General features: G+C 56.9%; 11 protein-coding genes and 1 other RNA gene. 5 read left to right on the top strand and 7 right to left on the bottom strand.

Going from position 1 to position 11,150, the window contains the following annotated elements:
* Window positions 1-3: 3 nt before the first annotated feature.
* Window positions 4-1,425, top strand: a complete 1,422-nt coding sequence (locus tag QQL54_RS14225) for a cytochrome P450 (RefSeq protein WP_284391980.1) — start codon at window positions 4-6, stop codon at window positions 1,423-1,425.
* Window position 1,426: 1 nt separating this feature from the next.
* Here QQL54_RS14225 and ffs read toward each other — a convergent pair.
* Window positions 1,427-1,524, bottom strand: an RNA gene (ffs, locus tag QQL54_RS14220) — signal recognition particle sRNA small type.
* Between the two features lie 107 nt (window positions 1,525-1,631).
* The gene (locus QQL54_RS14215; protein ID WP_284391978.1) at window positions 1,632-2,165 is read right to left on the bottom strand and encodes a porin family protein; all 534 of its coding nucleotides are present in this window, start codon (window positions 2,163-2,165) and stop codon (window positions 1,632-1,634) included.
* 180 nt (window positions 2,166-2,345) lie between these two features.
* On the opposite strand from QQL54_RS14215, the gene nudC reads away from it, so the two are divergent.
* Window positions 2,346-3,248, top strand: coding sequence for an NAD(+) diphosphatase (gene nudC / locus QQL54_RS14210; RefSeq protein WP_284391976.1), 903 nt, complete (start codon window positions 2,346-2,348; stop codon window positions 3,246-3,248).
* 9 nt (window positions 3,249-3,257) lie between these two features.
* Here the strand turns inward: nudC and QQL54_RS14205 are convergent, their stop codons facing one another.
* Window positions 3,258-3,710, bottom strand: a complete 453-nt coding sequence (locus QQL54_RS14205) for a YHS domain-containing (seleno)protein (protein WP_284391974.1) — start codon at window positions 3,708-3,710, stop codon at window positions 3,258-3,260.
* Window positions 3,711-3,756: 46 nt separating this feature from the next.
* The gene (locus QQL54_RS14200; RefSeq protein ID WP_284391972.1) at window positions 3,757-4,596 is read right to left on the bottom strand and encodes a prephenate dehydratase; all 840 of its coding nucleotides are present in this window, start codon (window positions 4,594-4,596) and stop codon (window positions 3,757-3,759) included.
* 176 nt (window positions 4,597-4,772) lie between these two features.
* On the opposite strand from QQL54_RS14200, the gene QQL54_RS14195 reads away from it, so the two are divergent.
* Window positions 4,773-5,504, top strand: coding sequence for a c-type cytochrome (locus QQL54_RS14195; protein WP_284391970.1), 732 nt, complete (start codon window positions 4,773-4,775; stop codon window positions 5,502-5,504).
* Here the strand turns inward: QQL54_RS14195 and QQL54_RS14190 are convergent.
* Together QQL54_RS14190 and QQL54_RS14185 are read right to left on the bottom strand one after the other, a co-directional pair.
* Window positions 5,501-6,244, bottom strand: a complete 744-nt coding sequence (locus tag QQL54_RS14190; protein ID WP_284391968.1) for a C40 family peptidase — start codon at window positions 6,242-6,244, stop codon at window positions 5,501-5,503. The two genes, QQL54_RS14195 and QQL54_RS14190, sit on opposite strands and share 4 nt — an antisense overlap.
* A gap of 72 nt (window positions 6,245-6,316) precedes the next feature.
* Window positions 6,317-6,802 (bottom strand): MarR family transcriptional regulator, encoded by a 486-nt coding sequence (locus QQL54_RS14185; RefSeq protein WP_284391965.1) that lies wholly within the window; start codon window positions 6,800-6,802, stop codon window positions 6,317-6,319.
* A 214-nt stretch (window positions 6,803-7,016) separates the two neighbouring features.
* Here QQL54_RS14185 and QQL54_RS14180 point away from each other — a divergent pair, with 214 nt between their 5' ends.
* Window positions 7,017-8,069, top strand: a complete 1,053-nt coding sequence (locus QQL54_RS14180; protein WP_284391963.1) for an acyltransferase family protein — start codon at window positions 7,017-7,019, stop codon at window positions 8,067-8,069.
* Here QQL54_RS14180 and QQL54_RS14175 read toward each other — a convergent pair.
* Window positions 8,028-9,455 carry a leucyl aminopeptidase family protein gene (locus QQL54_RS14175; protein ID WP_284391961.1) on the bottom strand — a complete coding sequence of 476 codons (1,428 nt, stop codon included), beginning with the start codon at window positions 9,453-9,455 and terminating at the stop codon, window positions 8,028-8,030. The two genes, QQL54_RS14180 and QQL54_RS14175, sit on opposite strands and share 42 nt — an antisense overlap.
* A gap of 159 nt (window positions 9,456-9,614) precedes the next feature.
* Here QQL54_RS14175 and QQL54_RS14170 point away from each other — a divergent pair, with 159 nt between their 5' ends.
* Entirely contained in the window at window positions 9,615-11,096 is a 1,482-nt protein-coding gene (locus QQL54_RS14170) for a tetratricopeptide repeat protein (RefSeq protein WP_284391959.1), read from the top strand.
* Window positions 11,097-11,150: the final 54 nt, after the last annotated feature.

Genomic DNA, 11,150 nt, shown 5'->3' with positions numbered 1-11,150 from the left:
ATTATGGGCAAAAGCCGACACGACTATTCCTTTCGACCCGAACCGCGCTGGGAAGAGGGACGGTTCGTGCCGCCCGGCCCACTGCCCATTGAAAGATCCGTGTCCGATTGGGATCGGATCGACTGGATCCGCTACCTATTCGCCTCATCCAAAAACCCGATATTCGGTCAGACAGTCGAGTCTCTTGAAGGTTTTGATGACGTGGCAACTGGCATGGGTCGGACCTTTTTCACGCCCAGTCACCCCGATACGATTCGCGAAACCTTCGTCGCCAAAGCCGACGCTCTGCGTCTGTCCGGTATCCGCAATGCGATTCTCAAACCTGTTCTACGCGAAGGACTACTGACGTCAGAAGGGGAACGTTGGAAGCATGATCGCCGCGCCCTCGCCCCGATCTTCACACCGCGCCATGTGAATGGGTTCGCGCAGGGCATGGCGAGCACGACCGAGGGACATCTGGATCGATTACTGAGCAAAGAGACGGTAGCCTTCGACCAAGTCTGCGTCGATCTGACCTATCAGGTTCTTTCAGACGTTTTGTTCTCTGGTGAGTTGGACGGCGGACGACAGGCGAGCTTACACGATATTGATCGCTTCCTATCCAGCATGGGTCGCCCCGATCCGTTCGATCTGACCAATGTTCCGCAATGGGTTCCGCGCTTCACCCGGATCGGGCGCATGGGAATTGTGAAGCGATTACGCACGCGCATTGGGCAGCTTGGAGAAAACCGTCGAACGCGGATCGACACAGGCGAGACGGTCCCGGACGATCTTCTCACCCTACTTCTGACGTCCACCGATGCCGGCAGTGATCCCTTGAGCGAAGATCAACTAGTCGATCAGCTGATTACCTTCATTGCAGCCGGACACGAGACGACATCGCGCGCCCTGACTTGGTTATTCTACCTTTTGTCGCAGGACACAGAGGCCCGCGCGCGTTTGGAAGACGAAGTGGACGGGCTCGACATTACCCAGCCACCTCAGAATTGGCCGGACGCCCTGCCCTTCACCCGCGCCTGTCTGGACGAAGCCATGCGGCTTTATCCGCCCGCGCCGTTCCTCTCGCGCGAGCTTAACCGTGACGAGACGCTAGCAGGAAAAGCCCTACCCGAAGGCGCCATCGTGTTCGGTAATCTCTGGATGGTGCATCGTCATCGGCAGCTATGGGATCAACCGGACGCCTTTGTGCCAGAGCGCTTTCTACCAGAAGCGAAGACCAAGATCGGGCGCTTCCAATACCTACCGTTCGGCTTGGGTCCGCGTGTCTGCATCGGCGCGCGCTTCGCCCAAATCGAAGCTATGATTCTGACCACTCTGATCGCGCGTCGCTATAGATTAAGCCTCGACGGTCCACATCCATGGCCACTGGCCCGCGTAACGATCCGGCCCGAAAAGCCTTTGATGATGCGTGTGGAGAAACGGTGAAAGTGGAAGACCGGGATCCGACCCGCGAGCTGATCGTTACGGCTGCTTCGTTCCCGACCTGACCGGGTTGGCGAAAGCCCACGTCCGGGCCGATCTTCCGAGGCTGCATATGGCAACCTCATCAAGACCTGACAAGCCGGGCCGTGCACAAAAAAGCTCGCTGCGCGAGATGCGCAGCGAGCTCACATTCAATCGTTAGGACAGATCTAGAACTTACGAATGAAAGAGAGCGACCAAAGGTCTCCGTCTCCGTCCAGATTGGACGTCCCTGTATTGACATCAAGATAAGTATATTCGGCGCGGATGCCGTTCATATTGCCCGGACCGAAATTGAACTGACCACCAACACCGGCAGCAAATCCATCAACGTCTTCGCTAACGCTGACATTGCCAACAGAGCCTTCGACTTCGCCGAAGTAATAGCCAGCGCGACCAATCAACTCGAACTGATCTGACATTGGTAAGCGACCCGTCACAAAACCGGACAGATAATAGTCGATGCCAGCTTCGGCTTGAACGCCGCCGATGGTTTCTTCTTGATCAATGATGCCAAAGCCACCTTGGCCTTCAACGCCAAAGAATTCGTTGAAATTGTAGCCCAGTTTTCCGGATAGGTTGTAGCTGTCAAACTCGACAGCATCGACGCCGACGCCGACATAGGCTTGACCATCTTGGGCCATAGCCGATCCGCCGATCATGGCGATAGCGGCAGCCGCTGCGGTAATTTTTGCAATCTTCATGAGATGCTCCATAAAATGTATGTGCGGGGGTGCACTACGCATTCAACTGGAGACGTTTACGATCAGTTCCAACCCTCCCCTGACATTACAAAAGCAGTGTGCTCTCAACGCAACAGTTTGTTATCATTATATTAATTCCGTTTAATTGCCATGCGCCCTTGGAATGGTTAGGGCCGCTGAATGAACGACACTTTTATGCCCGACTGCCCTATTCCTTTTGCCGGATCGCGGGTCGATTTTGCCGAAATGGACCGAAGTGAGGGTTCGCTCGCCCTTTTACAGTCCCACCCCAAGGCTAGCGTTGTTCTGATGCATAAAGGTCAGGTCGCGTCAGACGGGCCGCAGCTTTTGCGCGCTGCGCCGAATGCAGTCGGCGGCCTACCGCTTTACGACCCGGGTCTGATCTTTCTGGGCCTGGAGAATGACGGCGATCCGGTCTTTGCCGCCTCGTTGAAAGATGACAGCCTGCTCCCGCCAGAGGCTTTGATCGATTTGCGTATGCAGGGCCATCAGCTCGCGCCGGATGAGCTCGCTGTCGCGGGTCGCGCCCGATCAATCTTTGATTGGCATCGGACCCATCCCTTCTGCGCCCAGTGCGGACAGGCGACGCAATCGAGTGATGGCGGCGCAAAACGGGTTTGCGGGGCGTGTGAGACGGAGCATTTCCCGCGCGTCAATCCGGTCGTGATCTTCCTGATCGAACATGAGGACTCTGTCTTGCTCGGTCGCGGACCGAGCTGGCCGCCGGGATATTATTCCGCCCTAGCGGGCTTTGTCTCACCCGGTGAGACCCTAGAGGAAGCGGCGACACGTGAAGGGATGGAAGAAGTTGGCGCCACGCTCAGCCAGCACCGCTATTTATTCTGCCAGCCTTGGCCATTCCCCTCACAGCTTATGGTCGGTCTGGTCAGTCAGGCGGCAGACAAGACGATCAATGTCGACAAAAATGAGCTGGAAGACGCGCGCTGGTTCACCCGCGCGGAGGTCGAAGCCGTGTTTGAGGGTACGGGTCAGGCCTTCATGCGGCCGATGCAAACCACGATTGCCCATCAATTGCTGAAAGCGTGGCTATCTCGACAATAAGACTAACCCCTAGTCGTTTAGTAGCTCTGGCCAACGATCATCGGCCTCTGTGATAAATTCCTCACGCAGCGCGTCCCAGCGCTTCTTCACACGCTTTGAATAGTTCAAATAAAGCTTACCGTCCTCGACATGCCAATGTTCGGCTTTGCCGGGCGCGAGCTTTTCCTTCGCCACAGCCCACGCACAATAGCCGCCATATTGGGGCTCAAAGGCCGATGGATTCATGAGAAAGAGATCCAGATTAGCCTGCGTATCAAACTGCCAGATCGCGGCCTTATAACGGGTCACATAATTGGTTCGGCCCTTAACGGGTTTGCCAGCGTGAAAGCTGACGACATCATAGCCGTCCACAGCCACATTATTACGCCAAGAGGTATAAATTTCTGGTTTTTGTGCGAGCGCTGAAGCGGGCACACACGCCGTTGTGACGGCTAGAAAGGCTGCAATTATAAGAGACTTCATCCAACCTATGTGGCCCGCCATACTCACCCTCACAAGGCCCATCCCATCACAGTTTCGAGCGTAGCGGGTCAGCTGGATAGGTGCCGAGATGACGCACATCTTCAGAGAAAAAGTCTAGCTCTTCCAGAGCATGACGCATCGCGTCGCTCTCAGGGTGTCCCTCAACATCGACGTAGAATTGGGCTGCCGTAAACCCGCCGCCAATCATATAGCTTTCTAGCTTGGTCAGGTTCAGTCCGTTGGACGCAAACCCGCCGAGCGCCTTGTAAAGAGAACTCGGCACGGAGCGGGTTCGAAACACGTAGGACGACACGACCGGCCCTGAGTCGCGTGCAGGAATCGCCGCTGCATTCGCGAGAACGATAAAGCGGGTCGTATTGGATCCTGAATCCTCTATGTCTTCTGCCAAAATTTCTAGCCCATAAACCTCAGCCGCAACCCGACTCGCGACGGCAGCGACAGTCTTATTGCCGCGTTCAGCCACTTTGCGCGCCGCCGCTGCGGTATCAACATCGGCAATCGGATTGATGCCGAGACCCGAGAGGCGTTCGCGCACCTGACCCAAAGCCATCGGATGGGACCGCGCAATTTCGATTCCGTCCAAAGTTGATCCCGGCACGCCGAGTAGTTGGTGGTGGATCGGTTGGTAACGTTCTTGGATGATGAACAATCCGCCCTCAGGCAGCAGGTGATAAATATCGCTGACCCGCCCTGCGACCGTGTTTTCGACAGGGATCATCGCCCGGTAGGCCTCGCCGTCGCGCACGCGCGCAAAGGCTTGCGCAAAGGATTGGCATGCCCACGGCTCTAGGTTGGGGAAATGTTCTTGGCAGGCAAGATGGGAGTAAGCCCCCGGTTCTCCCTGATAGACAATACGTTCGCTCATGCTTCCTGATCCGGCTAATCTCTTAAGCGATAGAATAGAGCGGTTGTGTCCCTGCGCCGCAAGGCCTTTTCCAATTGCAGACGCAACCTAAATCCTTATTAGATCGCTCTATATCGATGCTCACCTGTCGTGGGCTTAAATACGTGTTTTACAAGACGACAAGGACGCCGACCCACATGGATCCGCTTGGCAATAACAAAATTTTCGCTGCTATTCTTGCATCAGCACTCGTCTTCATGGGAATCCGCACACTGCCGGAAATCCTCATGCATCATGAAGTGCCGCATGTTCCCGCCTATATTGTTGGCGAGCTGGAGAGCTCTGGCGCTGAGGAAGAGATTGAGCTGCCGTTCCCGCAGGCGGAGTGGGTGGCCGCTATGGATGCCGAACGCGGCGCGAAAGTCTTCAAGAACTGCACATCATGCCATAGTGCCGAAGAGGGTGGTGCCAACGGAACTGGACCTGGTCTTTGGAATGTCGTCGGCGCGACCAAGGGCGTACACGCTGGTTTCGCCTATTCCGCAGCCATGTCGGATACAGGAACTAGCTGGACCTATGAGGCGCTGGATGGCTTCCTAGCTAAGCCGAAAAGCTATCTTCCAGGCACTAAGATGAATTTCGTCGGGATTCGCAAAGAAAGCGACCGCGCTGCTGTCATCGAATATCTTCGCCTGGCATCCAGCAATCCCGTGCCGCAGCCTGAAGCCGCACCTGGGGCCCTAGAACTGACTGCGGAAGCGGAAGGTGCATCGGATATACCAGAGGTCGCGCAGAGCGTTGATCCAACGACAGACCCGTCAGAGGATGATGGGAATAATGTCGCGGAAGGAGCCGATCAAGCGCCTGTCGTTGAGACACCGGACGGCGCTGAAGTCATGACTCCGGAAGAAATTGACGAAGTCGACTAAAGCCTTTTGACGGCGCGCAGCTTAGACCCTGCGCGCTCTATCCGCTTAAGCGCGGGCCCAAGACTTTCTTCCACGACCGTCATGTGCGTCGCATTGGCGTGAAGCAGACGTGTTTTGGTCGCCAATATCCCGACATGTCCCGGCCAGAATAAGAGGTCACCAACCTGTCCCGGCGCTGCAACAGCTTCGCCAAGCGCGGCTTCCTGCAAATCCGCATCCCGGGGCGCGTCTACACCACAGACGGACAAGCTCATCTGGACTAGACCCGAACAGTCCAGACCACGCGCGCCATTGCCACCCCAAATATAGGGTTGCCCGAGAAATCGGCGCGCAACGGTAACCAAGTCCGTCTCTGGATTAGATGTTAAGCGCAAATGCAAGCGGCTGAGATAGGCCCCGGCCCCGATCTGACAGTAGCCATCCGTCTCTCGCATCACCGTCACCCTCGCCCCCAGAGGGAGCGACATGACGATATGTGACTTCAGGTCAGCCCGGCAGAAAACCGGGGCGCTAATCGCGGTTACGAAATGGGTGGAGCGCGACTGCACATCCCCCAGTGCGCTAAGATTGACCCAACCGACATAGCCCGACCGGCGACTGCCACGAACCAAAGGGCGGGCACGCCCAAAGGCCCATCGTCCCTGTTCCACATGAACATCGAATTCCTGTCCGTGAACGAGCTCTGTCTGCTGCGCGGCACGCGGTTTGGGATGAGACAAAAGCGGCGTGTAAGCGATCACGATGCGCCGCCTCGCGATTCGAGGACCGGTTCCTTTGGGGAGGCTCAAGCGGGAGTCGCGAGCCATAATCCGTTAACGACGCGGTGTGCGGCTCGGATTGAGACTATCGGGCAGTTCGCGCTGGATGATATTCGCAAAAGCGCGGAGATAGTTGATGCCCTCTGGCGTGCGCCGCAACACGATCGAACGACGATCACGAGGATCATCTGCTCGCAGAATATAGTCGTAAGATTTCAACCGATCGATAGCGCGGGAAATAACGGCCTTCGTGACATTAAGGCGGGCCGCGAGAGACCGAACCGTATGCGGCCCTTCTTCCAGATAGACACACATGAGAACAGCCGTCTGACGCGCTGACAGATCCGGCATATCGCCAGCGACAGACGCAACCGTGACATCTTTCCATAACGCCAACGCCAAGGTCGAAGATAATCGTGACGCCCGGATTGGAGCACGGTCTTCACGAGTGGTCGCAGGTTGAGTGGCCGGCGTTTGAAGCGACGAAAGATCAGCATCCTCGGCTTGGGAGTCTGAAACAGGGGTCACCTTTGCCGACATGAACACCCCTCCCAAGGCCATCTGAATCACTTGCTCATGTAGGGACTCGCACGGGTGGGATTCACTGGTCAAGTACAAGCCGGGCTTGCACCCCATCGAATCAGCCAAGTGATTCAAAAGCCTGCCAACTTTTTTAAGACATTCCGTCTAGCCTACTGGCGTGTTCCGCTTACCCGCATATGACGCGTCAATTTCACAGCCTTCAGTTGAGGAAATGACAAGAGACCGCACCGTTCTAGAACGGCTCAACGCGGTCCGACTTATCGTCGTCGTGATGATCAGCATTGGCTACGCTTCAACCATGGCGGTCGGACCTCATGCGAAAGAATGGCTACACACATTCGGCTATGATCCGAGCTGGTTTGGCATTCAGGTCTTGTTCTTTTTATCCGGCTGGCTGGCATGGCGAAGTCTGACTCAGGGGCGGACCGGGCTGAGCTTCCTAGTATCCCGCGCCAAGCGAACTTTGCCTTGGGTTGCGCTCTACACATTGGTGGTCGTCGCCGTCCTCTATCCGGCGCTCTGCAATCATGACGCGCCCGTCGTAAAAGGAACGGGGCAACTCGGCCTCTACTTTATTAAAACGGTCTTGTTGATCGACCCGGGCGGCCCAATGCCGGGCGCACTTGATAACGCGCTCTATGCCTGCCTACTGCAAGGCACGATCTGGACCTTACGATGGGGCATGGTGGCCTATTTCGGTTTGCTGATTCTGTTCACGATAGGATTGCGCAACCGCGCCTGGCTCGCGGCCTTGTTCGTGATCACGCTTCTGGGTCACCTGAGCGTCAGCTGGTGGACTTTAAAAACGGGATCAACTTTGTTTGAGCCGATCATACCAGGACTACGGGTGGGTTATGCCTTCTTACTCGGGGCGCTTCTTTACGGTGCGCGAAACAGGCTGCCTTCTCGTGGACGGTCCTGGCTGGCGATCACAAGCGTCACCTTCGGACTCGCAGCATTCCACTATTATTTTCTACCTTGGACACATCTGATTGAAGTGATCGCCACGATCGGATTTTGCGCCCTGGCCATGACCGTCTTACAGAGCGGTTTCAAGCCGCTCGGGAACTGGCCCAATATCACCCTGCCTGCCTATCTTGGCATTTGGCCCGTCACGCAAACGCTGCTGGCGCTAAACCCGAACATTACTGTCCCAACGCTGGTTGTCGCCAGCCTCTCTGTCACTATCGCAATTGCCCTAATTTTGCGTGGGGTCGCAGACCTACTCAGTAGGCCCGTCCATCGGCGTGTTCAGCCCGCCTGACGCAAGCCAGGAAAACAGCCCTCGGACTGCATACATATCTGCCCCCTTAGGGTGAGCCGGGCGCAACGCAGGGTTCCAGCCATAGACATCAAAATGCATCCAAGGCCGCCCGTCGACAAACCGTTCCAAGAACAACGCCGCCGTGACGGCTCCGGCGAAAGACCCGCCCGAGTTCTTCATGTCCGCAATCGGGGACCGCAGCATGGCATGATAGGGCTGCCAAAGTGGCATGGGCCAGACTGGATCAAGTTCCGCCGACGCATGTCGCGCAACCGGGTCATGCAGATGCGGACGATTGGTAAAGAAAGGCGGGAGTTGCGGCCCTAGCGCGACTCGCGCCGCGCCTGTGAGAGTCGCAAAGTCGATCATCAAGACCGGATCGCTTTCTGTCGCCTTAGCGAGAGCATCGCCCAATACTAACCGTCCTTCAGCATCAGTATTATCGATCTCAACCGTCAGTCCGGCGCGCGATTGCAAGATATCGCCCGGTCGGTAAGCCCCCGCGCTGATCGCGTTTTCCGCAATCGCGACAAGGCAGTGTAGGCGAATCGGCAAACGGGCAGCCATAATCATTGATGCCAAAGCCAGCGCATGCGCGGCCCCGCCCATATCCTTCTTCATCAGTCGCGCCCCAGACGCGCCTTTGATGTTCAATCCACCCGTATCGAAGGTGATTCCTTTGCCGACGATAGCCAAACGCGGATGGGACGGATCACCCCATTCCAGTTCAACCAGACGCGGCGGCTCGTGAGCGGCCCGGCCGACCGCGTGGATCATTGGGTAATTCTCATCGAGCAGATCTTCCCCAACCACGGCGGTGACCGTCGCATGATGGATTTCTGCAAGATCAAGCACAGCTTGATGCAAAGCATCCGGACCCAAATCACCAGCAGGTCTGTTGATCAGATCACGCGCCAGCGCCGCAGCATCGACCGCTTGGCTCACCTGGCCTGCGTCAATGTCATCACTCAGGACCAAAACCGCCATTTCGGGCGTGTCTTTGAGATATTTCGTGAACCGATAAGAGCCCATGCCCCAGCCAATCGCTGCCAAGCGCTCTGACCATTCGGGCGGCGTTCCCGCGAGCTGATAAAACCCACCATTGAGCGAGGCGGCCAGCTGCCCCAACCGCATCTCACGATCAAAATCGACGTCCACCGTACCGCATCCCAGCAGAACAGCTGCAATGGCGCCGTCTTCAGCCGGAAGCTTGACGATCTGTCCCGCCTCGCCGGAAAATCCATTCGCATCGGCAAATGCGGCTTGCTGCGCACTCAGCGCCTCACGCGTATCAGCCCAACCCTCCGGGCGTATCCCGTGGATCGGCACAATCGGTTCGCCGTTTGGAACATCGGCCAGACGGGTTGTCGCTGCAGATCGTGTCATGGTTAGAAAGCTCATTCTCTTGGCGGATCGACCCAGAAAGCCGACCTAATCTGACTGAAACGCATTGAGACTTGTAAAGGTCCCGTTAACTCTGGCTGTTTACGATTGTTAACGAAATCCGGTGGTTACGCAATCGACTTAGCGACGCATCCCGGGACAATGGATCTATGGACCGAGGATAATATGGCGCTCGCACTTTCCCGATCCCGAAAACAGTTATCGTTTCTGCTTGGAACATCGTTCCTGCTATCTGCCTGTGCCATCGCGCCCGGCATAACGCCACAAGAAGCGGATATGCGCGATCAGATATCGGTTGACCGCTTCATGCCGGCCACGCGCGAGATGCGGGACAATATCGAGACACAGGAGCTGTTTGCACAAGCTGCCTTCTGGTCCCATGAGTATGATTTAAACCCCTCCGATCTGGAGGCGACGATCAAACTTGCCGCCGCCGTTCGTAAGCTCGGCAATCCGTCGCGCGCAGTCGAGATCACGCAAACGTCGCGCGCGATCCATCCTCGTGATCCTTATTTGCTGGCCGAACATGCGGCAGGCCTGATCGCGGACGAACGCGCGCTCGATGCCATCCCGGTTCTGGATCAAGGCCTCAGTCTTACGCCCGGCTATGGGCGTCTCTGGTCGCTTAAGGGGGCCGCCTTAGACCAAATGGAGGAGTATGAAGCCGCCCGAATGAATTATTCGAGGGCGCTTCAAATCACCCCGAATGATCCGAACGTATTGGCAAATTTGGGGCTAAGCCACGCGCTCTCCGGGGACTTGCAAACATCTGAAGGTTGGCTGCGACGGGCTGTTGCGATGCCGAGCGCTGGCCCAGGTGTTCGACAAAACCTCGCGCTTGTCTTGCAGTTGCAGGGACGGACAGAGGATGCGGAACGCGAATTGCGACGCGCACGTCTTACGCGCGGCGATAACCGCCTGCCGCCAGACCCAGTTCCCGCCTTAACGCCGCGTGGCGTGCCCGCGCAGATGTCGAGCCAAGACCCGTCCGGCTACCAAGGTCAATCTGGCTATCAGGCCCAACCTAGTTATCAAGCGCGACCTCAGGCTCAGACCGGATATCAAGGTCAATCTCAAAATCGGACTCAGGTCCAAAGCCAACCGCAAATGCGACAACAGCCCCAAGCTCAAGGACAGGCTTTCACGCGAGGCGGAATGCCCGCAACTCGCTTGACCACGACGACACCTGATGGCCGCGCGTTCAATTCCGCATCCGAAGCCGCGCGAGCAACCGCACGTAGACGCGGACGTAACCGTGGGCAAACACAGCAACCGACGCGAGCCCCATCGGCCATTCAGCCAAACTATCAGAACTCACCTATGACGCCTGAACAGCAATCCGTGATGCAGGATATTCAACGGTCGCTCCAGCCCGGCGCTGTCGGTCCGCAAGCGCCTGCTTACAATCAAGCTCAAGGCCAAGTTCAGGGACAAGTTCAGGCACCTAGCCAACCTCAGCCCCATGTGGTCGGACCTGCACTTAGAACGCAGTCTAACCCCTATCAGGCAACTCCGTATCAAGCCCCCGCTAGCCAAGCGCCGACGCCCCAAGGGACCACGGATTATTCGGGTCTTGCTGGATCGCCAGAAGAGGGACGCGCTCCCGCACGCCGACGCCGCTAAACCGTTTCAAATTGTGGAAGTCGCCCGGTCTTATGACCGGGCTTTTTTATGTCT

It is taken from the genome of Algimonas ampicilliniresistens, from assembly GCF_030159955.1.
In the GTDB taxonomy this organism is placed as follows: domain Bacteria; phylum Pseudomonadota; class Alphaproteobacteria; order Caulobacterales; family Maricaulaceae; genus Litorimonas; species Litorimonas ampicilliniresistens.
The sequence above is the reverse complement of the archived record's forward strand: the minus strand, read 5'-3'. Positions and strand labels throughout refer to the sequence as shown.

Bases quoted from the DNA above. Each gene is read 5' to 3' on its own strand.
- QQL54_RS14215 (WP_284391978.1), bottom strand. From the start codon at position 2,165: ATGAAGATTGCAAAAATTACCGCAGCGGCTGCCGCTATCGCCATGATC.
- QQL54_RS14180 (WP_284391963.1), top strand. From the start codon at position 7,017: ATGACAAGAGACCGCACCGTTCTAGAACGGCTCAACGCGGTCCGACTT.
- QQL54_RS14185 (WP_284391965.1), bottom strand. From the start codon at position 6,802: ATGTCGGCAAAGGTGACCCCTGTTTCAGACTCCCAAGCCGAGGATGCT.
- QQL54_RS14170 (WP_284391959.1), top strand. From the start codon at position 9,615: ATGGATCTATGGACCGAGGATAATATGGCGCTCGCACTTTCCCGATCC.
- nudC (WP_284391976.1), top strand. From the start codon at position 2,346: ATGAACGACACTTTTATGCCCGACTGCCCTATTCCTTTTGCCGGATCG.
- QQL54_RS14175 (WP_284391961.1), bottom strand. From the start codon at position 9,455: ATGACACGATCTGCAGCGACAACCCGTCTGGCCGATGTTCCAAACGGC.
- QQL54_RS14200 (WP_284391972.1), bottom strand. From the start codon at position 4,596: ATGAGCGAACGTATTGTCTATCAGGGAGAACCGGGGGCTTACTCCCAT.
- QQL54_RS14195 (WP_284391970.1), top strand. From the start codon at position 4,773: ATGGATCCGCTTGGCAATAACAAAATTTTCGCTGCTATTCTTGCATCA.
- QQL54_RS14205 (WP_284391974.1), bottom strand. From the start codon at position 3,710: ATGAAGTCTCTTATAATTGCAGCCTTTCTAGCCGTCACAACGGCGTGT.
- QQL54_RS14225 (WP_284391980.1), top strand. From the start codon at position 4: ATGGGCAAAAGCCGACACGACTATTCCTTTCGACCCGAACCGCGCTGG.